Origin of the sequence: Deinococcus aestuarii (assembly GCF_018863415.1) — a bacterium.
Classification (GTDB): Bacteria; Deinococcota; Deinococci; order Deinococcales; family Deinococcaceae; genus Deinococcus; species Deinococcus aestuarii.
The window spans coordinates 15,505-35,720 of record NZ_JAHKSN010000026.1; the positions used below are offsets into that span (position 1 = coordinate 15,505).

Below are 20,216 nucleotides of genomic sequence, written 5' to 3' on the forward strand. Positions count from 1 at the left end.
GGGGGTCAATGTAGCGCGCGGCCCCTGGCCTGTCGCTTGTGGAGGGGTTCTCTCCAGGCGATAGGCCAAGGGCCACAAGCCCCTCAGTCCAGGTACTCCCGCGCCCGCAGGTGGTTCGCCCGCAGGTTGAATCTCTCGGCGTACTTCACGCCCGCCAGGCGCCCGGCCCCCGCGCGGCCCTCGCGGAACTGCTCGGCAGTCCAGCCCCACTTGTAAAAGTCGCGGTAGTAACCCGCCACGTCCTCGGCGGCCTCGAAGGTGTCCGTCGTGTCCACAAAGACTTCCGGGTAGGGGCTGGCGGGGGCGTAGTACTGGTAGAAGCGCACGGGCTCGCGCCACGCCTCCAGCCGGGTCACGTCCTCGCCGCTCTCGACCGCCTCGTCGCCGCTGAGGTCGGGGGCGGGGGGCATGGTGGCGCCGCCGCCCGACTCGTTGACGATCTTGGGGATGCGGGCGAGCGTGATCGCGTCGAAGGCGATCTTGGCCGTCATGCGGTGGTCGGGGTGGGGGTGGTCGTCGCTCCAGGTGATCACGGCGTTGGGGCGGAACTGCGCGTACAGTCGGGCGAGTTGCAGGGCCTCCGTGCGCCCGCCCGTCATGCGGCTGTCCCCCAGGTCGAAGAAGTGGTACCGGGCCCCGATCCGGTCCGCCACCCACGCCCCGTGCTCGCGGCGCACCCGCGTGACCTCCTCGTGCGAGGCGTCCCCAAACTGCGACGCGAGTTCCCCCAGCGTCGTCCACACCAGCAGCACCTCGTCGCCGCGCGCCGCGTGTTTGCTCAACGTGCCGATGCATCCGATCTCGTCGTCGGGGTGGGCAAAGACGGCCATGATTCGCATGGGCCCAAGGATAGGGGTTGTCGGTGGTGAGGTGTGGACGAGCCGGAGCACCAGCCTCCTCAGCGACTTCCACATCCTGCTACCTCAGGAACCGAATCCGCAGCGGATAGCGGTACCCCCGCCCCTGATTCACCCGGATCACCGCGAAAAGCATCACCACCAGCGGAAAGGCCCACAGCACCAGCCCCAGCGGAATGAAGAGGGCGAAAAACGCCGCCAGCGAGCCGAAGAGGGCGAAGACGCCGAGGTCGGGCGAGCCCGCCGCCGCGCCGAAGGCCCCGCCGATCAGCCCCAGGCTGACCAGGGCGAAAAACAGCAGCCCGAACACGAGCGAGTACAGCCACACGCTGAGCTGGAAGTTCAGCGCCTCCTTGCCCTGGTCGTCGAGGACCCGGCTGCGGTCGCGGTAGGCGAGCCAGGCCGCGAGCGGCCCCAGCACGTTGCCCAGCACGGGCAGCACGAAGCCCAGCAGCGGCGAGAGGTGGATCAGCAGCGCGGGCGTCCGCTCGGCCTCGGGGATCAGGGGGACGGGCGGCGGACGAGACGCCGGGGGGAGGTGCATATCCTTGACAGTACGGGGCGTGGCTCCCTACAGTTCCGGGGTTATGACCCGGCCCGGCGGCAAACCCCCCTTCCGCAAGTCCGCCGCCCAGAAGGCGCAGGACGCGGCGCGGGACCTGCTGCCCATCAAGGCCGGAATCCAGCCCGACCAGCCCATCGCCGGGGAACTCGTGGACCTCTACAGCGACGGCGCCTGCGACACGGCGGCAGGGCACGGCGGCTGGGCCACCATCCTGAAGTACCGGGGCCAGGAACTCGTCCTCAGCGGCCACGAACGGGACACGACGAACAACCGCATGGAGCTGCGCGGCCTCCTCGAAGGGCTCCGGTCCCTCAAGCGCCCCTGCCAGGTCCGCGTGGTCACCGACAGCCAGTACCTCCGCAAGGCCTTCACCGACGGCTGGATTCTGAAGTGGCAGCGCAACGGCTGGCGAACGGCGGGGGGCGAGCCCGTCAAGAACCGTGAGCTGTGGGAAGAGCTGATCGAGCAGGCGAGGAAGCACGCCCTCACCTTCGTCTGGGTGCGCGGCCACGACGGGCACGAGGAGAATGAGCGGGTGGACAAACTCGCCGTGGGGGAGCGCAAGAAACTCAGGGGCGGGTGAGGAAGCAGCGGGAGCGCGCTCTGTCCCGGCGGGAACGAACGGGCATCACCCTGACCTCGGCGTGTCGGGGGTCCGTTGCTGCGTCCCTCCCCAACTAGAGCGGTGTCGAGGCGGTGAACTTCCACCCCTCCCGTCTGCTGACCGCCCGACCAGGACGCGATGGGCACGGTCGGCACGCTCGTCCTCCCTCAGTCGGCAGACACGTTCAGGCGCGCAAGGACCCGGCCGCCCGGGCTGCGCCCCCGCTGTGACCGAGCTGTTGTCGTCCGGGCGACTCGCCCACGGACCCCGCCGTACTGCTGTGCGAACGGGACGAAAAAGCCCCTCCAGCACGTTCCCGCCTGTCACCCTGTCAGAACCGGGGCGCCCAACTGACCTCCCGGCATCTCCTCACAGCGTCCGGTCTACACTGACTGTCCATGTCCCCCTCATCTTCACCTCTTCCGGCCTCCGGCTGGAGAACCTTTCTCGCGTTGTGGGGCTCGCAGTCAGTCAGCCGGGTGGGCGGCGCGGTGGCATACTTCGCCCTGATCATCTATCTCGCGCAGACCCTGTATCCCGGCGAGGCTCAGAAGGCGCAGCTCGCCCTGGCGACGGGCGCGGTGTTCATCCTCTCCACGTCGCTTGCCGTGATTCTCGCGCCACTCACGGGCTCGCTCGCCGACCGCCACGACCGCAGGCGGGTGATGCTCGTGTGCGACACGCTCTCCGGCGTGGTGACCCTCGCCGTGGCCGCGCTGATGCTCACCACCGTCCTGCCGCTGTGGGCGCTGCTCCTCTACGTCGCCGTCACCCAGACCCTCGACATCACGCACGAGGCCGCCTTCGAGACGAGCTACGCGATGCTGCTGCCCGACGAGACCCTCACGCGCGCCAACGGCATGATGCAGACCACCCGCACGCTGAGCTACCTGATCGGCCCGGCCCTCGCCACCCTCCTGATCGGCTTGCCGGCCCTGCTCGCGCGGGGGGGAGGGGGGGGCTGGCTCGCCTCGCTGCGTGACGGGGTGCCCTTCGCGCTCGCCGTGGACGGCCTGAGTTTCCTGGTGGCCGCCGCCGTGCTGACCCGCCTGCACATCCCCAGCCCGCCCCCCGCCGAGAGCCACGGGGGCGCCGCCGCGAACGTGAGGGCCGACACCCGCCTGGGCTGGACGTACCTGCTGCGCCGCCCACCCCTGCTGCACCTGCTGATCGTCTTCGCGGTGCTCAACCTCGCGCTCGCCGCCATCCCGAGCTATCAGGTCCTGCTGGCCCGCTTCACCCTCGCGCCCGACCTGGAGGCCCGTGGCATGAGCTTCACCGCCGCCCTCGCCATCATCCAGACGGCCACGAGCGCGGGCATGTTCCTCGGCGGGCTCGCCATCTCTGCGTGGGGGGGGCTGAGGCGGCAGAGGTATCTCGGCATCTTCGTCCCCCTCGGGCTGATGGGGCTGGGGCTGCTCGGGGTGGGGCTCTCGAACCACCTGTACGTCACGGCGGCGGCCCTCGCCCTCACCGTCTTTCTGATGCCGGTGGCGACCGCCCACAGCGGCGGCATCTGGCAGGCGCAGGTGCCCCGCGAGATGCAGGGCCGGGTCTTCGCCGTGCGCCGCTTCGTCGCGCGCTTCACCGCCCCGCTCGGCATGGGCCTGATCAGCCTCCTCTCCACGAGGTTGCCGCCCGCCCCGGTCATCGCCGCCCTCGGCGTGCTCGTCGCCCTCCTCGCCGCCCTGCAACTGCTCAACCCCGCGATGCGCCGCCTGGATGACCGCGAGTACCTGGAGGGGCTGGCGGGGGTACGGGCGGGGGACTGAGAACGGTAGGAGAATATAATTCTGGCGACGGCTTTTGAAAGCGTGCAGTCGCTTTTCTTGTGCATACTGTCTGCATGGCCTACGTCTCGCTAGATACGACAAAAATTTATAATTGGGCAAGCTTCCATAAAATATGTGCCGAAGCCTTCGGATTTCCGGACTTTTACGGTCAAAACATGAGTGCCTGGGTCGATTGCCTCACGTACCTGCATGAGGGAGATGGAATGTCTCGCTTCATATTGGGCGAGGGAGAGCATCTTTTTGTTCTTCTTTTAGATTTTGAGGCGTTCAATCAAAGGGTGCCGGATATTGCGGAAGCTCTCTTGAGTTGCACAGCCTTTGTCAACCGGCGCTACCTGGAGCAGAAGGAGATGCCGCGTCTGGCCCTCGTCTTGCAGTAAGTAGTGCTCTGTAGCATTGCCGAGCAAGAGTCGATAGCAAGTGGTCAGTCGAGGGGAAAAGCCCAACGCTGACCACTTCCCACTCACCATTGACCCTTCCTACCCCTGCCGCTCCAGCCACCCCGCCAGCCACGGCAGTTTCTCGCTGACCTTCTCCCTCATGCCGCCCCAGTAGCGGCGCGACCAGCCCTCCAGGGTGCGCTGCTTGCCCCGCGCGACGGCCAGCGCCCCCTCGGGCACGTCCTCGTGAAGGGTGCTGCCCGCCGCGACGAAGGCGGCGTCACCGACCTCGCGCGGGGCGATCACCGTCGAGTTGGAGCCGATGAAGACGCCCGCGCCGATCCGGGTCTGGTGCTTGTTCACCCCGTCGAAGTTGGCGACGATGGTCCCGGCCCCGATGTTCGTCTCCGCGCCGACCGTCACGTCGCCCAGGTAGGCGAGGTGCCCGGCCTTGACGCCCCCCTCCAGCCGGGCGTTCTTCGTCTCCACGAAGTTGCCGACGTGGACCCCCTCCGCCAGCACCGTGCCGGGCCGCAGCCGGGCGAAGGGGCCGACGTCGCTGCCCGCGCCGACCCGCGCGCCCTCCAGAACGCTGTGAGGTTTGACGACTACGCCTGCCTCCAGCACGGAGTCGGTCACCACGCTGTAGGCGCCGAGGGTCACGCCGTCGGCCACCCGCGTCCCCCCGCGCAGGATCACGCCCGGCTCGACCGTCACGTCGCGGCCCAGGGTCACCGTGTCCTCAATGCGGGTGGTGTCGGGGTCTTGTAGGGTGACCCCCGCCCGCATATGCGCGGTGTTGATGCGGCGGCGCAGGATGGCCTCGGCCCCGGCGAGCCCGGTGCGGTCGTTCGCACCCATCACCTCGTCGGGGTCGCTCAGACGGAAGGCGCGGACCCGCGCACCCTCGCCCCGGTACAGCTCCAGCAGGTCGGTGAGGTAATACTCGCCCGCCGCATTGTCGTCCGTGATGCGCCGGGCGAGGTCAGGGGCGCGGCCGTCCATCACGTACACGCCGGAGTTGAACTCGCGGACCGCCCTCTCCTGTGGCGTGGCCGCCTTCTCCTCCACGATGCGCTCCACGTCGCCCTGCGCGTCCCGGATGATCCGCCCGTACCCGGTCGCGTCGGGCAGCTCGCCCGTCAGGATCGTGAAGGCCGAGCCGTGGGAGCGGTGGTCCGCGAGGAGGTCACGCAGCGTCTCCGTGCGCAGCAGCGGTGTGTCGCCGTACAGCACGAGGAGGTCCGCCCCGTCCCCCGGCAGCGCCTCCGCCCCGCACAGAAAGGCGTGCCCGGTGCCGAGTTGCCGCTCCTGCCGGGCGAAACGCACGCCCGTGTCCGCCAGCGCCGCCTCGACCTGCCCGGCCCCGTGCCCGGTCACCACGACCACGTTCCGCGCGCCCAGCTCCTGCGCGGCCTTCACGGCCCAGGCCACCATCGGGCGGCCCGCCACCGGGTGCAGCACCTTGGGCAGCGCCGACCTCATGCGGGTGCCCTGCCCCGCCGCGAGAATCACCACGTCCAGCGGACGATTGTTGTCAGTCATACCTTGTCACCTGTCGGGAGCCAGTGTAAGGCAAGCGGTCAGCTTTCAGCGATCAGCCGTCAGCAAGGAGGAGGGCGGCGCCCCGATTCTTCCCGGACCCGCCGCCCTTCCCCCTTTTGTGCTGAAAGCTGACCGCTGACGGCTGAAAGCTCCCGTGCTACCGCGTATTCGGCCGATTCCGCAGCCTCAGCAGCAACACGATGCTGGCGATGATCAGCGGGAAGCTGATGAGGTGCGTGTCCGTCCACAAGCCGATGCCGGGGGCCTGGAGGCCCTGACTCAGGTAGGACTTGATCGCCAGGGGGTTGAGGCGGAAGGTCTCCTCGAACCCGGCGCGCAGGATGGAGTACCACAGCCAGAACTGCCAGAAGGCCCAGCCCGCCTTGCGCGAGCGCAGCCAGAAGTACGAGGCGACCGCCAGGATGATCCCGATGAACACCCCGTAGAGCTGGGTGAAGTGGACGGGGGCCGTCATCACGATCTGCCCGCCGATCTCCTGGCAGTAGCGTGAGAGGTCCATGTCGGGGTTGGGATTGGGCACGCACATGCCCTCGTGGAAGGCGCGTGCCGAGTCGGGCCAGCGGTAGCCGATGGGCCACCCGGTCACCCGGCCCACCGTGTCCGTGCCGTTCATGATGTTGCCGATGCGCCCGCCGATGATCCCGAAGGCCACGCCGGGCACGCACAGGTCGGCGTACTCGTAGAAGTTCAGCCGGTAGCGCCGGGTGTAGTAGATCAAGACCAAGATGCCGCCGATGAGGCCGCCGTGGATCGAGATACCGCCCTGCCGGAGGTTGATGATGTCGAGGAGCACGCGCGGGAAGGGGATGTTCGCGAACTGCTCCCACGAGGTGAGGACGAAGACCAGCCGGGCGCCGACGAGGCCCCAGATGATCATCCACAGGATCATGTCGTTGAAGAGGTCGACGTTCAGGCCGCGTTGCCGGGCCATCCGGGTCCCCACCCACACGCCTGCGACGATGCCGAGCGTGATCAGCACGCCGTACCAGGCAACCGTGAAATTGCCGATCTGAAGGAAAACTGGGTCCATAAGCCGTCAGGCAGTCTAAGCCCCCGGACCCTCCCCGGACCTCTCGCCAGCAAAAACCCGGCCACGGGAGCCGGGTGGGGGAGGGCCGGTGGCCTCAGGTGCCGAGCGGGGCGCCCCCGTCGGTGGGGTCCTCCACGGGCCGGACACGGAACACGCGGGAGAGGAGCACCCCCAGTTCGTAAAGGGCGTAGAGCGGCAGGGCCACGAGCAGCATGTTCATGGGGTCGGGCGTGGGCGTGATGACGGCGGCCAGCAGCAGCACCCCGACGAGGGCGATCCTCCAGGCCCGGCGCAGCATCACGTGGTTGACCAGCCCGATGCGCGTCAGGATCACCGCCAGGATGGGCAGCTCGAAGGCCAGCCCGAAGGCGACGAGGAAGGTCGTCACCGTGCCGATGTAGTTCGAAAGGCTCTGCATCTGCTCGACGGCGCCGCCCAGGAAGTCGAGCAGGAAACGCACCATCGCGGGCAGCACGAACGTGTACCCGAAGGCCGCCCCCAGCACGAAGGACAGCCCCGCCCCCACGATGAAGGGCAGCGCCCAGCGCCGCTCGTGGGGGTACAGCCCCGGCGCGATGAAGGCCCAGACCTGCCACAGGATCAAGGGCAGCGCCAGCGCCAGCCCCGCCCAGAAGGACAGGTTGATGCTGAGCAGGAACTGGTCGGTGAGGTTGACCGTGACGAGCTGAACGTTGCCCGCCTGGTACTGCTGGGAGGAGCGCAGCGGCCCCTTGGTCAGCTCGATGAGCTCCAGCCGGTACTGGAAGGCGACCACCATCCCGGCCGCCAGGAAGATCAGGCCGAGGATGATGCGCTTGCGGAGTTCTTCGAGGTGGTCGAGCAGCGGCGCGCTCTGGAGTTCGGCGGACGGCTTGGTCATGCGCCCTCGCCCCCGGCCCTACGCGCGGTGGTCGCGGTCGGCGGGCGTCTCCACCACGCGCGGGCTCTCGGGACGGACGGTCGTCACGGCGTCGAGCGGGCGGGCCTCCACGTCCGTCACGGGGGGCTGGGCCGGGGAGGCGGGGTCGCGCGTCTCCTTCCTGAACTCCTTGATGCCCTGCCCGAGTCCCTTGCCGAGTTCGGGCAACTTGCGCGCCCCGAAGATCAGGGCGATCACGGCGACGATCAGAATGATTTCAAATGGTCCGAGGGACATGGGGATTCCTCCTGAAAGGGTGAGCGGGCGGTGGGCCCGTGTGGCTTCAGCCTAGCGCCCGTGTGTGAACGGCCTGTGCATCCCTGGGCCGTCCTACCTGCATGTATGCCCGCGCCGCCTCCCTGGATGACCCGGCCGTTTCTTAATCTGCGCTGCCCCTCCTCAGATGCTCCAGCCGCCGTCCACCAACAGTTCCTGTCCGGTGATGTAGCCCGCCTCCACCGTGGCGAGGAAGGCGACCGCCGCGCCGACCTCGTTGGGCTGGCCGAAGCGGCGGGCGGGAATGCGGCCCGCGAGACGCTCGGCAGCCTCCGGGTCGGCGTGCAGGGCCCTCAGGCGGTCGGTGGCCGTGTAGCCGGGCGCGACCGTGTTGCAGGTCACCCCGTCGGCGGCGACCTCCAGCGCGAGGGTCCGCAGGTGGTTCGTCACGGCGGCGCGCATCGCGTTGCTGACGGGCAGGTTCAGCGAGGGCCGCCCGACGGTGAGGCTGGTGACCGCGATGATCCGGCCCCACCCGCGCTCCCGCATCCCCGGCAGCACGGCCTCCGCGAGGCGCGCGGTGGAGAGGAAGGTGACCTCGAAGCCGCGCTGCCAGCCCTCCCCGGTCACCTCGCTGGGGAGGCTGGGGGGCGGCCCGCCCGCGTTGCTCACGAGGATGTCGATGTGGCCGACGGCCCGGGCCGCCTCGACCGCCGCCCGCACGCCCTCCGGGGTCCCCACGTCCGCCACGACGCAGTGGGCGCCGAGGGCGTCCGCCGCCGTCTTGAGGGCCTCCGCCCCGCGCGCCGCCAGGGTCACGTGGGCACCCAGCCGCACGAGCGCGTGTGCCGCCGCGAGCCCGATGCCCTTGCTGCCGCCCGTGACGAGGGCGTGCCGTCCGTCCAGCCTGAAGAGGGTCATGGGGGACACCGTACCGCAGCCGCCGGGTCACCGTGACCCCGGGCGCCAAGGGTGGGGGCGCGGGCCGCTAGCATGGGCGCATGAACCTGCCGCGTGTCGCCCTCACCCTGCTCGCGGGCCTGAGCAGCGCCCTGATCGCGTACAGCGCCTTTTACGTGCGGGGCGACACTGCCGGAGTGATGCGTTACCTGCGTGAGCGCGGGGACGTGCGTGACCTCGCGGCGAGTGGGGCGGGGCCGGCGGAGGTCGAGGCGGCCCGGCAGAACCTCGCGGCGCTCGCCGAGCAGATCGCCGCGCCCGACCTCGCCGCGCGGACGCTGCCCGTCGCCCTGCTGATCGGCCTCCTCGTCGCGTGGGGGGTGTGGCGGCTGTTCGGCTCGCGGGTGGAACGCCCCCCGAGGACGGACGTGCAGGAGCGGATGGTGCTGCGGCTCGCGTACCGCAAGGGGGGGCAGTTCACCCTGGGCGACCTCTCCGTGTCCTCGCCCCTCACCGAGGAGCAGGCGCGGGACGTGACGCGCCGGATGCAGGAGGAAGGCCGCCTCGCCCGCGACGGCGAGACCTTCCGGCTGGTGCGGTGAGTTCGGTGCCGCTGTCGCCCGATGATCTCGCCTGGCTGCTCGAAGGGGCGCAGGGGGGGCCGCGCCACAGCGTTCGGGCGGCGCTGGCGCTCATCGACGGGCAGCCCTCGCCCCGGGTGGCGGCGCTCGTCTCGCGGCTCACGGCGAGCAAGCGGGCGTTGTGGGGGCGCATCGCGGACGCGACGGGTACCCGGCCGCCGCCGGATGACGCGGGGCTCACGCGGCTGGCGGAGTGGGAGGGGGAGGCGGTGCGGAGGCTCACGGCTGAGCAGATCCGGGTGGAGGTGGAACCGGGTGTGACAGTGGAGGATCTGCTGCTCGGCCATCTGCGCGAGGTGGTGTGGACGGCGGGGATGATTGCCACGTATGGGGACGGGGTTCGGATGGCGTAAAGGGGCAGGGTGTCTTGCCACGGTTGGCCCCCACCCCCCAGCCCCCTCCCCCCAGGGGGGGCAGGGGGAGCGGCGCTGCGCTGAGCAAGGACACACGGACGGCGTGGGTGGTCGGGTTCTTCTGAACGCAAGGTCTGATCTTGTCGCGTCCCATCGGCGTGCCCACCGTCTCGCTGCGCGAGCCGACGTGGTGGTGGGCCAGGGGCGTTCAGTCCCGGGTACTCATCGGGCGTCCCGATTGACGGTTTTAAAGAGCAAGAGCTCCAGCATCTTTACTCCCTCTCCCCTTGTGGGAGAGGGCCGGGGTGAGGGGGCGTGTGACCAGCCCACCGCCCTACCCCCACCTTTAAGGGGGGAAGCTGGGAGGGGGTGCGCCAAAACGCCACCCAGCGCCCTCGAATGCTTAACACCCGCTGCTTTCTCCGTTCAAGTGTTCTCCCCGCCCTCCTCCACCTCCCTCAGCCACGGCCACCTCGCCCGGTAGTCCGCCACCTTGGCCGCGTACAGACCCGGCGTGTGGTTGCGCGGGTTGGGGCGCAGGCGGCCCGCCGCGAGGTCGTCCAGGCCGAAGGGGGCGTAGAGGTGGCCCCGCGCGTCAAGGCCGACGCAGGTGCACTCGACGAGAAACTGGTCGATGCCTTCCCGGGCGCTGTGCAGGGGCGGGCGGTGGAGGCCGTGCTTTTCGGGGAACCACAGGTGGACCCTCGCCTGGTTGCGGACCTCGACCCGGGCGCCCAGGTCGGCGAAGAGGCCGTCGGCGCGGCGGATCACGGCGTCCTCGGCCTCGTAACTCGGGTCGGGGTCCCAGTAGAAGACGTCGTAATCGCGAATATGGGCGTTCGCAGGCTGACCGCCCAGGACGTTCCAGACGGTCTGAAAGAGGGCCCCGGCGACGAGGTGGGTTTGAGGAACACCGAGGTCGGGCAGGCGGGCGAGAAGGGCGGCGTTCACGGGGTTGAGCCGCACGGTCTGGAGGAACTCTCCTTCGGTCATGCCCGCCGTGCCCCCGCCACCACCGCCGGGAAATGCTCGGTGCAGGCCCAGCCGCGCTCCCAGCCGGGCCAGGAGTGCCCCAGCCGCAGGGGAGGTAATAGGTGTTCGGGAACGGGCAGGCCGCGTGCCCCAACAATGGCCCCGACCACGCAGGCCACCGTGTCGCTGTCGTCTCCACCCAGGACGGCGGGCTCGACGCCGCCGGGCCAGGTATCGGCGCGGGCGCGGGCGACGGCGGCCTCCAGCGTGTCGAGCACGAAGCCGCTCTGGGACGTGATGCGTCCGTCGAGTCCCGAGCGGACGCGGGCGCGGACCCCGGCCCGGGCGGCGCGGTCGCGTTCCCGAAAGGCGGCGTGGGCTTCGCGGGTGCCCAGGCCGAAGATGGCCGCGTCGAGCAGGGCGGTCCGTGCGTCGAGGCCGTCCATCGCGGCCAGGGCCACCTCCGCTCCGTCCCGGTACGGGGCTCCCCCATGCAGCGCCTCCAGAAAGGCCGTCAGGAACACGGAGGCGTGAATGCAGCGCGCGTCCGCGTGCGTGAGGGCCGTGACCACCGCCGACTCGTGGGCGAGCGCTCCACCGGTGAAGCCCGCGATCCACACGGCGGAAACGCGCATCAGACCGCCGTTTCCGGCACTCTCGAAGCCGCTCGCCGTCCAGGCCCGGGCGCCGCCGTCCAGTGTTCCGTAGCGCAGGGCCGCGCGGGTCAGACTGCCCACGTCGGGTGGTCCGGCGTCCAGCCACTCGCGCAGGGCAGCCCGGACGCCCTCCGGCCCCTCCCCCCGCGCAGAGCCGATCAGGGTCGCCACCGTCATCTGGCTGTCGTCGGTGCCCTCGCCGGGTGCGAAACCGAAGACGCTGCCGGGCTGGTAGTCGGTGATGTGGTCGCCGTAGCGGGCGCGGATCGCCCCCGGGGTCTTGAACTCGGTCGCGGCCCCCAGCGCGTCGGCGGCGGTCAGCGAGAGGAGAGTGTGCAGATGCGGGTCGGTCACGCCCTCATTCTTCCAGCCACGGGAAGCCCCAGGGGTCGAGCTGCGAGAGTGCGTCCACCCGCGCCGCGTCATGTGTGCGGACGGGGAGGGGAAAGTCGGCGGGCGAGACGGGAACGCACAGGAGGGGCCGGACGGGGTTCGGGCTAACCCAGTGGGGCTCCCGCACCTCACCCATCCCGGGCCACTCGTAGGGCGGCATGGGCTCGAAGCCACCTCTGGGCAGCACGTACACGAAGCCGGGGGAGAGGAAGGAGCGCCCGTCTGTGATGCTCCGGTCGCGTGGCGCGAGAGAGAGGAAATAGCGCATCGGAGACCAGCCGCCGTCCGCCTCCCGCACCTGCACCGCCGCGTTCAGCATCCGGGCCACGCGGTCCCGGTCGAGCAAGGCGTACATCATCGCCCACAGGCCGTCCGACGTGGCGAAGACGCCCGTGCGCTTGCTGAACTCGTCCGGGCTCAGGTCGTGCGGCGTGCGCGGCTCGAAGAGGGTGAGGTCGCCCCGCGCAGAGCCGTGCAGCAGCCAGCCCTCCCCGGCCAGCCACGCGAGGAAGGCCCAGCGGGACGCGGCTGCGTGAAGGCGCGAGAGGTCCCGCCCGCCCAGAGCCGCGCGAAACTCCTTCACCCCCCCTTCCGGCAGGTCGAGGGCCGGGGCTTCGAGCATCCAGGGCCGCACGGGCTAGGTCTTGCCCCCTGCCAGTTCCTCCAGCAGATATTCCAGCCGCGTCTGCGCGTTCTCCTGGCTGCCGTACACGCTGCGGACGAGTTCGCCCCCCGGCGCGAAGGCGAACCAGTGGGGCGTGCCCTCCGTCCCCCACGCGCGGGCGAGGTCACCGCTCACGTCGAGGGCGACGGGGAAGGGGAGCCGGGCGAAGTCCTTTGCAAACCGCGCGAGCGTCGGTTCCACATCCTCGCGCGGGAGGAGACGGTGGCCCCGGCTGGTGTGCAGCGCCATCAACCCCACCCGGTCGCCGAACTCGGCGTGCAGCCGTTTGAGGAAGGGAAGCCCGCGCGACACGCACGCCGGGCACTCCAGGTTGAAAACCATGACCAGCCCCGGCCTCTCCCACTCGCCGGGCGGCGGCAGCGGCCCCCCGTGCACGAACTCGGCGGGGGCGGGCCAGTCCATACGGAGGAGTCTACCCGCCGTGCCCCTATCCTGGGCCCATGAAGCGCGCCTTCGTCCTTCTGTCGGCCCTGGCCCTGTCGTCCGCCTCGCTCGCCGCCACCGTCGCCGACGTGAAGAACAGGGGCGTCCTCGTGCTGGGCACTGACCCCACCTTCGCCCCCTTCGAGTTCAAGGGCCCCGGCGGCGAGGTACAGGGCTTCGACATCGACATCGCCCGTGCGGTGGCGAAAGACCTCGGGGTGCGGCTGGAGGTCCGCCCGGTGGGCTTCGGCGCCCTGATGCCCCAGGCGGTCACCTCGGGCCGGGTGGACATGGCGATGAGCGGCATCACGATCACCCCCGAGCGGGCAAAGGTCGTGAGCTTCAGCCAGCCCTACTACCGCAGCGCGCAGGTCTTCATCGTCCGGGGCGGCAACCCGGGCAAGTTCGCGTGGCCCGGCGACGTGAAGGGCAAGACGGTCGGCGTGCAGGCGAACACGACCGGGCAGTACGTGGCGGGCGACGTCCTCAAACCCAAGGGCGCCACCCTCAAGGTCTACGACGATTTCGCCGCCGGGCTCGCCGACGTGCGCGCGGGCCGCATCGCCGCATTGATCGGGGACGCCCCCACCGTCGCCGACCTCGGGAAGCGGCTGCCGGGCCAGTTCGCGCAGGCGGGCCAGGACCTCGCCGCCGAGGACTACGGCATGGTCTTCGCCAGGGGCAGTGACCTCGCCGCCGCCGCGAACCGGACGCTGGCGCGGCTGCGGTCGAGCGGGGAGTATCAGAAGCTCCTGAACAAGTGGATCGTTCAGAAGTAGGCGCTTGAAGCACGAGGTTGGGTTTGAAGTAGACTTGGGGCGCCTGGCGATGGGCGGGCAGCATGACAACGCGGGGAACGCTGGGGCGTCACGTCAGCCCACGACCAAACCTCTCACCAGGAAAGGAAGTGGCCGGACGCCCTGGGAAGAGGGTGTGTCCGGCCCGGTCATGCTTATGTCCCAAACAAAGTATACCAGAAAGCGCACCAAGCCACGCAGGAAAGCCAGGAAGCAACGAAAGCGGGTCACCCCGTGGAAGGAGTTGATCGGCCTCTCCTCGCTGGGCTGGAGCGTCTTCCGGTTCTTTTGGGAGCATGGTCATCGGGGCAGCCCCTAGCTGCTCTGAACTGGGTTTGAGCCTCTCGCGCCCCGCCTGACTTGCCTGCCGCCCTCGCTGGGCGGTTTTTTCTTTGGTGGCGGCACTAGACTGGCCCGGCATGGCCGACCTCCTGACCGGCTTCCGCACCGTCATCTCGGGGGATTACCCGGCGCTCCTGCTCTCCGGCCTGGGTCTCACGCTCGCGGTGAGCCTGTGCGCGCTCGGTGTGTCGGTGGTGCTGGGGACGGCGCTGGGGGTGGCGCGGGTGTTCCGGGTGCCCGTCCTCGGCGGGTTCGGCAACGCCTATGTGGAGGTCGTGCGCGGGATTCCCCTGATCGTGCTCCTGAGCGTCGTGTACTACGGGTTGCCCGCGCTGGGGGTCACGCTGGAGGGCTTCCCGGCGGCGGTGATCGCGCTCGGGCTGTACTCGGCGGCATACACGAGCGAGATCGTGCGCGGGGGGCTCACGGGCGTGCCGCACGGTCAGGTGGAGGCCGCCCGCAGCCTGGGGCTGAGCCGGGCGCAGGCGCTGAGGTTCGTGATTCTCCCGCAGGCTTGGCGGGTGGCGCTGCCCGCGCTCGGGAACGAGTTCGTCAGCCTGATCCTGGGGAGCAGCCTCGCCAGCGCCGTCACCTTGCAAGAACTCTTCGCGCAGGGCAAGTACATCACGGGGGTGACCTACCGCCAGTTCGAGGTCTATGCCGTCCTCGCCGCCGTGTACTTCGTCCTCACCTTCACCCTGACCCGGCTCGTGCGCGCGCTGGAGCGGCGCCTGAGCCGCGGGCAGACGTTGCCTGCGCGGCGGGTGATCTGATGCGGGTGCGCCGCCTCGTCCTGACGGCTCCGCGCGTTTTCCGGTGGGAGGAGGTGACCCTGCCCCCGCCCGGCCCCGGCGAGGTCCTCGTCCGCACGCACCTGAGTGCCGTGAGCGTGGGGTCAGAACTCGGCGTGGTGGAGGGCCGCCTTCCCGGCTGGCCGTACCCGTGCCCGCTCGGCTACCAGACGCTTGGGGTGGTCGAGTCGGTGGGGGAGGGCGTTGATCTGGCGCTCGGCACGCGGGTGGTCACGACGCTGGGCCACGCGAGCGGCGGAGTTCACCGGGAAGAGAACGTCCTGCCCATTCCCGGCGAGGTGCCCGACCGGGTGGCCCTCGCCGCGATCCTGGGGGAGGAGACGCACAAGGGCGTCCGCAAGGTTTTTCCTGGCCCCGGCGAGCGTGTCCTGGTGACCGGAGCGGGCCTGCTGGGACTGCTGACCGTCTTCAATCTGACGCGGCGGGGCATCACCGGGGTCACCGTGACCGAGCCGGACCCAGCGCGGCGTAAGCTGGCCCTGGCCTTCGGGGCGCGGGAAGTCCTGCCGCCCGCTACAGTGGGCCGCGATGACTTCGATGTGGGCTTCGAGTGCAGCGCCTCCCCGGAGGCTTTCGTGGACCTGCTCTCCCACCTGCGCCCCGGCGGGCGGGCCTGCGTCCTCTCGGACGGGAACTGGGGGGCACTGACCCTGCCTCCGGCTTTCCACACCCGGGAACTGACGGTCACGGCGTCGAGTGACGGCGAGGATCACGTCGCCTATGCCCGTTGGCTGTGGACACATGCCGACCCCGTGCTGGAGAGGTTGTTCGAGGTCACCGTGACGCCGGATGATCTCCCCACCGCGTTCGCGGGGCTGGGCATCTCGCCGCGCCCCGTCTCGCTCGTCGCCGATTGGAGGGGGGAGGCTTGAGCCCGGCCCCCTTCAGACCCGCCTTCTGGCGCGGCTTCCGGGCCCTGACGCCGCTGTGGCTGGGCCTGATCCCCTTCGCGGTCGCGTACGCCGTCACGGCGCGGGCGGCAGGGCTGAGTGTCTGGGAGACGCAACTGCTCAGCCTGACCGTCTTCGCGGGGGCGTCGCAGTTCGCGGCGGCGGGGCTCTTCGGGGCCGGGGCCTCCGGGTGGGGCATCGTGGCGACCACCTTCTTGCTCAACGCCCGGCACGTCCTGTACGGCCTGAGCCTCGCGCGGCAGCTTCCCCTGCGGCGGGGAGAGCGGCTGGTCGCCGCCCAGTTCCTCACCGACGAGGCGTACGGGGTGGCGGTCGTGCGCGGGCCGGGGGAGCCGGGTGGGCTGAGCTTCGGGTTCCTGCTGGGTGCCGAACTCAGCCTGTACGTCGTGTGGAACGCCGCGACATTTGCCGGAGCCCTCGCGGATGCGGTGCTGCCCGACCCCGGGGCGCTGGGGGTGGGGGTGGTCTTCCCGCTCGCCTTCCTCGGCCTGCTCGTGCCGATGTTGCGTGACCGGGTGACCGTCCTCGTGGCGCTGCTCTCCGGTCTGGGCGCCTGGGGCTTGTCCCGCGTCTTGCCGGGCGGGCTCGTCGTGCTCCTCGCCGGGGTGGGCGGGGCCCTGCTCGGCGCCTTCCTGGTCACCGGGAGAGGGCAGGCGGAGGCCGGCGGGGCAGGGGAGGGCGCGTGAGCATCCCGGTCGTCATCCTGCTGATGTGGGCGGTCACCTACCCGGTGCGGCTGCTCGGGCTCAGCCTGGGTCGCCTGCGCCTGCCGCCCTTCTGGCTCGCCTTCCTGCGCTTCGTGCCCGTGAGTGTCTTCGCGGCCCTGATCGTCCCCGACGTGCTCGGCAGTCCCGAGTGGCCCCGCCGTCTGGTGGGCTGCGCGGTCGGCGGCCTGCTGATCTGGCGCACCCTCAACCTCGCGCTGGGCATCCTGGGCGGCTTCGCGGCGTACTGGGCGGCAAGGCTGCTGGGGCTGTGAGGGGAAGGGACTACACCCGGCCCTGTTCAAATACCCGGGAAACGATGTCCTCCAACGCCTCGAAATATTCGCGGCACTCGCCGGACAGCCGCCCGACCACCCCGGCGAGCCTTCCCTGGCTTTCTCGCAGCAGGTGGAGGGTCGGCGCGTCCGCGACCCCCTCCCTCCGGGTCAGGCGCAGGAGCAGCCCCGCCGTCTCCGCGTCCAGCCCCACGAGGTCCACGTCCCCCATTTCGGGAGGACAGGGTGGGTACCGCCGTTCGCGCCAGACGGCGAACGATTCCTGCCAGGAAGGACGGTGATCTGCCTCGCGTGGCACAGGGTGGAGAGAAGGCTGGGGACGATCTGACCCGGCACCGGCCGCGTCCCTCCCATTCTGACCGGGAGCTGACGGCAGACCGCTGAAAGCTGCACCCCGACACCTCCCCCTCACCCGGCCGCGCTATCCTGAGGGTGAATGACGGCACAGGCAGGGGTCATCGACGGAAAGTACGAGGTCGTCCGCGAACTCGGGCGGGAGGGCAACGTGACCCTCAGCGAGGTGCGCTCGGGAGCGGGCGTGACCCGCCGCCTCGCGTGGTTCGAGGTGTCCACCCCCGAGGGGCGGCAGGGCTTTCACGCCTACCGCTCGGCCCTGCGCGCCATCGAGCCCGCCGGGCTCACCGACGTGGTGGCCCGGCCCGGCGCCTACTACGCGGTGTGGCAGCCGGTGGCGGGAACGCCGCTTGCCGACTTCGCCACCCAGCCCGTCAAGCAGGAGGAGACGGTCGATGCCGTGCGCTCGCTCGCCGCCCGGCTCGCCGAGCACGGGTACGCCCTGCCCGACGCGGACGTGGTGATCGAGGGCCGCGAGCCCCGCGTCGCGTACCTGCGGCCCGCCCCCGAGGGGCGCTCCCCCGAGGAGGTCGTCCGGTTGAGCGAGGTGGCCCTCTCCGCCCTGGCCGGGGGGCGGATGCGCCGCAAACGCCAGCGGCAGCCCGACGCCTGGCTCTCCTTTGTGCCCGGGCTGCTGCTGCTGGGCGGGGCCGCGTACCTGGGGGCCCAGGCCGCGCAGATCTACCTCAATCCCCCCGTGCGCGAGGTCGCGGCGGTGGCGGGTCAGCCCGCCCAGGCCGCCGCCGAGAGCCTCACGGGCTCGGGCTTCCGGGTGGAGTACACGCTGGGGGACGCGAACAACGTGCCCATCGGCGCCGTGATCCGGCAGGACCCGGCGGCGGGCACCCAGCTTCCGGTGGGCCGATTGGTGACCCTGACCGTGAACAACCCGCCCAGCCTCAGCGTGCCGCGCCTGGAGGAACTCACGGTGGCCCAGGCCCGCGCGGCGCTGCGCGACTCGTCCCTGAGCCTGGGGCAGGTGGACCGGGTGGACGGCACGCTCACGAACACGCCGGAGGGCCGGATCGTCGCCCAGGTGCCCGAGGCGGGCGCGAACCTGCAACGCGGCCAGCCCGTGCAGCTTCTCGTCTCGACGGGCGTGCGCGGCGAGGACACCTGGATCGCCGACCTGACGGGGATGCCCTTCGACGCCGCCCGCGAACACGCCCGCACCGCCGGGCTGGTCGTCAACCGGGTGGTGGAGCGCACGAGCGACGCCCCCGAGAACACCGTGCTGGAGCAGACGCCCGCCCCCTACGTGCGCGTTCCGGTGGGCAGCCCGGTCACCCTGACGGTCGCCGTGGCCCGCTACAGCGCTCCCAGCCGCCCGGCGGAGGGCCTGCCGCTGCCCCCGCCGCCGCCCACCCCCCAGCGGCCCGAGACCCCCGAGGCCGTGCCGGGTGAACCCACCGCACCTTCGACCGGCACGGACGCCGGGCGGATCGACGCCGAGCCCCTCGCGCCCGAGAACATCCCCGCCACACCGCTCCCCGCCCCCGGGGAAGGCACCACCGGGGAGGGGCGCGCCGTGAACTTCCGTTACGTCTTCCCCAGTGACCTTCCCGCCGGGACTTACACCATCGCCGTGCGCGACGCGAACGGGGAACGCGAGATTCTGGGCGCCACCGACAGCGCCCAGCTCGCGGGCGCCACCGCCGAGCAGCGCGACATTCAGGTCACGGGCGACGCCGTGTTCGTGATCCGGCAAAACGGGGCGGAGTACACGACGGTCACGCCGTAGGGGCCGTGGGGAGGGTGGTGCCGCCTCCCCTCCCGCCGGAAGTCAGAGGGGTGGCGGGTCTCGACAGGGCCACCCGCACGCCTCCTTCCGTCCGTCCCAGTTCCCTTGACGGGCCGCCGCCCAGGCCGGGTGGTGTGCTCCACCCCCCACCCCCACCCCATGATCTACCTCGACTACGCCGCCACCCACCCCATGACGCCGCAGGCCCTCGCCGCCTACGCCGAGGCTGCCGCGCTGCCCGGTAACCCCGCCTCCGTCCACGCGGCGGGGCAGGCCGCCCGCGAGCGGCTGGAGGAGGGCCGTGCCCGCGTCGCCGCCGCCCTGCGGGTGGACGCCCGCACCGTGGTCGCCAACGGCGGCGGCACCGAGGGAGACAACCACGTCCTGCTCGGCGTGGCCCAGGCGTGGCGGGCGGCCCACGGTCGGCCCGGCCACCTCGTCACCACCCTCACCGAGCACTCCGCCGTCCTCGCGCCCGCCCGGTGGCTCGCTGCGCAGGGGTGGGACGTGACCTTTCTGACGCCCGGCGCGCGGGGGCGCTACGACCCGGCCCAGCTCACGGAAGCCCTGCGGGACGACACCGCCCTCGTCTCCATCCACCACGCGAACAACGAGATCGGCACCGTGCAGGACACGCCCGCCCTCTGCGCCGTGGCGGCGGAGCGGGGCGTCCCCTATCACACCGACGCGGTGCAGGCGCCCGGGGTGCTGCCCCTCGACCTCCCCGGCTGGGGAGTCAGTTACGCCACCTTCAGCGCCCACAAGTGGGGTGGGCCGCGTGGGGTGGGCTTCCTGTACGTGCGGCGCGAAACGGCCCTGCCCCCCGTCACCCTCGGCGGCGGGCAGGAGGGAGGGCTGCGGGCCGGGACCCAGAACACGGCGGGCGTATACGCGGCGGGGGTGGCCCTGACCCACGCGGAGGCGGAGCGGGAAGCCACCTTCGCGCACCTGACCGGGCTGCGGGCGCGGTTTCTGACGCGGGCGGCGGGCATCCCCGGTCTGCGGGTCAACCACCCCCAGGGTGCCAGCCCCAAGATCGCCTCGGTGACGGTTCCCGGGGCGGACGGCGAGGCACTCCTGATGAACCTCGACCTGCTGGGGGTGTGTGTGAGCGCCGGGAGTGCCTGCGCCGCCGGGACGATGCAGCCCAGCCACGTCCTGACGGCCATCGGCCTGAGCGAGGGGGACGCCCGCGCCTCGCTGCGCTTCAGCTTCGGGCGGGCGACCACGGAGGCCGAGGTGGACGCCGCCGCCGACGCGCTGGGGCAGGCGGCGGGGTGGAGCCGGGCCTAGCGCGTCGGCGGGC

Annotated in this window: 24 protein-coding genes; 12 read left to right on the forward strand and 12 right to left on the reverse strand. The window is 71.0% G+C overall.

Annotation, left to right across the window (positions count from 1 at the left end; genetic code table 11):
• Nucleotides 1–83: 83 nt before the first annotated feature.
• On the reverse strand, nt 84–839 hold the full coding sequence (locus IC605_RS21415; RefSeq protein ID WP_216328783.1) for a PIG-L deacetylase family protein: 756 nt from the start codon (nt 837–839) through the stop codon (nt 84–86).
• A gap of 79 nt (nt 840–918) precedes the next feature.
• On the reverse strand, nt 919–1,401 hold the full coding sequence (locus IC605_RS21420; RefSeq protein WP_216328785.1) for a DUF4870 domain-containing protein: 483 nt from the start codon (nt 1,399–1,401) through the stop codon (nt 919–921).
• Nucleotides 1,402–1,444: 43 nt separating this feature from the next.
• Here IC605_RS21420 and rnhA point away from each other — a divergent pair, with 43 nt between their 5' ends.
• The 3 genes from rnhA to IC605_RS21435 all read left to right on the forward strand — a co-directional run bounded on the left by rnhA (nt 1,445) and on the right by IC605_RS21435 (nt 4,199).
• Nucleotides 1,445–2,005 (forward strand): ribonuclease HI, encoded by a 561-nt coding sequence (rnhA, locus tag IC605_RS21425; RefSeq protein WP_216328787.1) that lies wholly within the window; start codon nt 1,445–1,447, stop codon nt 2,003–2,005.
• A 419-nt stretch (nt 2,006–2,424) separates the two neighbouring features.
• Nucleotides 2,425–3,798, forward strand: a complete 1,374-nt coding sequence (locus IC605_RS21430) for an MFS transporter (RefSeq protein WP_216328789.1) — start codon at nt 2,425–2,427, stop codon at nt 3,796–3,798.
• Between the two features lie 74 nt (nt 3,799–3,872).
• Nucleotides 3,873–4,199 (forward strand): barstar family protein, encoded by a 327-nt coding sequence (locus IC605_RS21435; protein WP_216328791.1) that lies wholly within the window; start codon nt 3,873–3,875, stop codon nt 4,197–4,199.
• 99 nt (nt 4,200–4,298) lie between these two features.
• Here IC605_RS21435 and glmU read toward each other — a convergent pair whose 3' ends face one another.
• The 5 genes from glmU to IC605_RS21460 all read right to left on the reverse strand — a co-directional run bounded on the left by glmU (nt 4,299) and on the right by IC605_RS21460 (nt 8,851).
• On the reverse strand, nt 4,299–5,744 hold the full coding sequence (gene glmU / locus IC605_RS21440) for a bifunctional UDP-N-acetylglucosamine diphosphorylase/glucosamine-1-phosphate N-acetyltransferase GlmU (RefSeq protein WP_216328793.1): 1,446 nt from the start codon (nt 5,742–5,744) through the stop codon (nt 4,299–4,301).
• Nucleotides 5,745–5,901: 157 nt separating this feature from the next.
• On the reverse strand, nt 5,902–6,795 hold the full coding sequence (gene lgt, locus IC605_RS21445) for a prolipoprotein diacylglyceryl transferase (RefSeq protein ID WP_216328795.1): 894 nt from the start codon (nt 6,793–6,795) through the stop codon (nt 5,902–5,904).
• Between the two features lie 94 nt (nt 6,796–6,889).
• Entirely contained in the window at nt 6,890–7,675 is a 786-nt protein-coding gene (gene tatC, locus IC605_RS21450) for a twin-arginine translocase subunit TatC (RefSeq protein ID WP_216328796.1), read from the reverse strand.
• Between the two features lie 18 nt (nt 7,676–7,693).
• The gene (locus tag IC605_RS21455; protein WP_216328797.1) at nt 7,694–7,951 is read right to left on the reverse strand and encodes a twin-arginine translocase TatA/TatE family subunit; all 258 of its coding nucleotides are present in this window, start codon (nt 7,949–7,951) and stop codon (nt 7,694–7,696) included.
• A 162-nt stretch (nt 7,952–8,113) separates the two neighbouring features.
• On the reverse strand, nt 8,114–8,851 hold the full coding sequence (locus tag IC605_RS21460) for an SDR family oxidoreductase (RefSeq protein WP_216328798.1): 738 nt from the start codon (nt 8,849–8,851) through the stop codon (nt 8,114–8,116).
• 80 nt (nt 8,852–8,931) lie between these two features.
• Here IC605_RS21460 and IC605_RS21465 point away from each other — a divergent pair, with 80 nt between their 5' ends.
• Both IC605_RS21465 and IC605_RS21470 read left to right on the forward strand, forming a co-directional pair.
• Nucleotides 8,932–9,432, forward strand: coding sequence for a hypothetical protein (locus IC605_RS21465; RefSeq protein WP_216328799.1), 501 nt, complete (start codon nt 8,932–8,934; stop codon nt 9,430–9,432).
• A gap of 5 nt (nt 9,433–9,437) precedes the next feature.
• The gene (locus IC605_RS21470) at nt 9,438–9,824 is read left to right on the forward strand and encodes a hypothetical protein (protein WP_343216684.1); all 387 of its coding nucleotides are present in this window, start codon (nt 9,438–9,440) and stop codon (nt 9,822–9,824) included.
• Nucleotides 9,825–10,250: 426 nt separating this feature from the next.
• Here IC605_RS21470 and IC605_RS21475 read toward each other — a convergent pair whose 3' ends face one another.
• From IC605_RS21475 to IC605_RS21490, 4 genes are read right to left on the reverse strand one after another with little or no spacing between them, the layout of a single operon-like run.
• On the reverse strand, nt 10,251–10,817 hold the full coding sequence (locus IC605_RS21475) for a nucleotidyltransferase family protein (RefSeq protein WP_216328801.1): 567 nt from the start codon (nt 10,815–10,817) through the stop codon (nt 10,251–10,253).
• Complete coding sequence (locus tag IC605_RS21480) at nt 10,814–11,806, reverse strand: ADP-ribosylglycohydrolase family protein (RefSeq protein WP_216328802.1); 993 nt, start codon at nt 11,804–11,806, stop codon at nt 10,814–10,816. Before IC605_RS21480 ends, IC605_RS21475 begins: the two co-directional genes overlap by 4 nt.
• A 4-nt stretch (nt 11,807–11,810) precedes the next feature.
• Complete coding sequence (locus IC605_RS21485) at nt 11,811–12,479, reverse strand: hypothetical protein (RefSeq protein ID WP_343216685.1); 669 nt, start codon at nt 12,477–12,479, stop codon at nt 11,811–11,813.
• Nucleotides 12,480–12,482: 3 nt separating this feature from the next.
• The gene (locus IC605_RS21490; protein ID WP_216328804.1) at nt 12,483–12,932 is read right to left on the reverse strand and encodes a peroxiredoxin family protein; all 450 of its coding nucleotides are present in this window, start codon (nt 12,930–12,932) and stop codon (nt 12,483–12,485) included.
• Between the two features lie 38 nt (nt 12,933–12,970).
• On the opposite strand from IC605_RS21490, the gene IC605_RS21495 reads away from it, so the two are divergent.
• The 5 genes from IC605_RS21495 (at nt 12,971) to IC605_RS21515 (ending at nt 16,794) form a co-directional block, all read left to right on the forward strand.
• Nucleotides 12,971–13,732: an ABC transporter substrate-binding protein gene (locus tag IC605_RS21495; RefSeq protein WP_216328805.1), complete on the forward strand. Its 762-nt coding sequence runs from the start codon at nt 12,971–12,973 to the stop codon at nt 13,730–13,732.
• Between the two features lie 437 nt (nt 13,733–14,169).
• Nucleotides 14,170–14,865, forward strand: coding sequence for an amino acid ABC transporter permease (locus IC605_RS21500; RefSeq protein ID WP_216328806.1), 696 nt, complete (start codon nt 14,170–14,172; stop codon nt 14,863–14,865).
• 53 nt (nt 14,866–14,918) lie between these two features.
• Nucleotides 14,919–15,776 carry a zinc-binding dehydrogenase gene (locus IC605_RS21505; protein ID WP_343216686.1) on the forward strand — a complete coding sequence of 286 codons (858 nt, stop codon included), beginning with the start codon at nt 14,919–14,921 and terminating at the stop codon, nt 15,774–15,776.
• On the forward strand, nt 15,773–16,501 hold the full coding sequence (locus IC605_RS21510) for an AzlC family ABC transporter permease (RefSeq protein WP_216328808.1): 729 nt from the start codon (nt 15,773–15,775) through the stop codon (nt 16,499–16,501). Before IC605_RS21505 ends, IC605_RS21510 begins: the two co-directional genes overlap by 4 nt.
• The gene (locus tag IC605_RS21515) at nt 16,498–16,794 is read left to right on the forward strand and encodes an AzlD domain-containing protein (protein WP_216328809.1); all 297 of its coding nucleotides are present in this window, start codon (nt 16,498–16,500) and stop codon (nt 16,792–16,794) included. Before IC605_RS21510 ends, IC605_RS21515 begins: the two co-directional genes overlap by 4 nt.
• Before the next feature lie 10 nt (nt 16,795–16,804).
• On the opposite strand, the gene IC605_RS21520 is transcribed toward IC605_RS21515, so the two are convergent.
• Nucleotides 16,805–17,026 carry a hypothetical protein gene (locus IC605_RS21520; protein ID WP_216328810.1) on the reverse strand — a complete coding sequence of 74 codons (222 nt, stop codon included), beginning with the start codon at nt 17,024–17,026 and terminating at the stop codon, nt 16,805–16,807.
• Nucleotides 17,027–17,251: 225 nt separating this feature from the next.
• On the opposite strand from IC605_RS21520, the gene IC605_RS21525 reads away from it, so the two are divergent.
• Nucleotides 17,252–18,910 (forward strand): PASTA domain-containing protein, encoded by a 1,659-nt coding sequence (locus tag IC605_RS21525; protein ID WP_216328811.1) that lies wholly within the window; start codon nt 17,252–17,254, stop codon nt 18,908–18,910.
• Nucleotides 18,911–19,069: 159 nt separating this feature from the next.
• Nucleotides 19,070–20,203, forward strand: coding sequence for a cysteine desulfurase family protein (locus IC605_RS21530; RefSeq protein ID WP_216328812.1), 1,134 nt, complete (start codon nt 19,070–19,072; stop codon nt 20,201–20,203).
• Nucleotides 20,204–20,216: the final 13 nt, after the last annotated feature.

Bases quoted from the DNA above. Each gene is read 5' to 3' on its own strand.
- IC605_RS21415 (WP_216328783.1), bottom strand. From the start codon at position 839: ATGCGAATCATGGCCGTCTTTGCCCACCCCGACGACGAGATCGGATGC.
- IC605_RS21420 (WP_216328785.1), bottom strand. From the start codon at position 1,401: ATGCACCTCCCCCCGGCGTCTCGTCCGCCGCCCGTCCCCCTGATCCCC.
- rnhA (WP_216328787.1), top strand. From the start codon at position 1,445: ATGACCCGGCCCGGCGGCAAACCCCCCTTCCGCAAGTCCGCCGCCCAG.
- IC605_RS21430 (WP_216328789.1), top strand. From the start codon at position 2,425: ATGTCCCCCTCATCTTCACCTCTTCCGGCCTCCGGCTGGAGAACCTTT.
- IC605_RS21435 (WP_216328791.1), top strand. From the start codon at position 3,873: ATGGCCTACGTCTCGCTAGATACGACAAAAATTTATAATTGGGCAAGC.
- glmU (WP_216328793.1), bottom strand. From the start codon at position 5,744: ATGACTGACAACAATCGTCCGCTGGACGTGGTGATTCTCGCGGCGGGG.
- lgt (WP_216328795.1), bottom strand. From the start codon at position 6,795: ATGGACCCAGTTTTCCTTCAGATCGGCAATTTCACGGTTGCCTGGTAC.
- tatC (WP_216328796.1), bottom strand. From the start codon at position 7,675: ATGACCAAGCCGTCCGCCGAACTCCAGAGCGCGCCGCTGCTCGACCAC.
- IC605_RS21455 (WP_216328797.1), bottom strand. From the start codon at position 7,951: ATGTCCCTCGGACCATTTGAAATCATTCTGATCGTCGCCGTGATCGCC.
- IC605_RS21460 (WP_216328798.1), bottom strand. From the start codon at position 8,851: ATGACCCTCTTCAGGCTGGACGGACGGCACGCCCTCGTCACGGGCGGC.
- IC605_RS21465 (WP_216328799.1), top strand. From the start codon at position 8,932: ATGAACCTGCCGCGTGTCGCCCTCACCCTGCTCGCGGGCCTGAGCAGC.
- IC605_RS21475 (WP_216328801.1), bottom strand. From the start codon at position 10,817: ATGACCGAAGGAGAGTTCCTCCAGACCGTGCGGCTCAACCCCGTGAAC.
- IC605_RS21490 (WP_216328804.1), bottom strand. From the start codon at position 12,932: ATGGACTGGCCCGCCCCCGCCGAGTTCGTGCACGGGGGGCCGCTGCCG.
- IC605_RS21495 (WP_216328805.1), top strand. From the start codon at position 12,971: ATGAAGCGCGCCTTCGTCCTTCTGTCGGCCCTGGCCCTGTCGTCCGCC.
- IC605_RS21500 (WP_216328806.1), top strand. From the start codon at position 14,170: ATGGCCGACCTCCTGACCGGCTTCCGCACCGTCATCTCGGGGGATTAC.
- IC605_RS21520 (WP_216328810.1), bottom strand. From the start codon at position 17,026: ATGGGGGACGTGGACCTCGTGGGGCTGGACGCGGAGACGGCGGGGCTG.
- IC605_RS21525 (WP_216328811.1), top strand. From the start codon at position 17,252: ATGACGGCACAGGCAGGGGTCATCGACGGAAAGTACGAGGTCGTCCGC.
- IC605_RS21530 (WP_216328812.1), top strand. From the start codon at position 19,070: ATGATCTACCTCGACTACGCCGCCACCCACCCCATGACGCCGCAGGCC.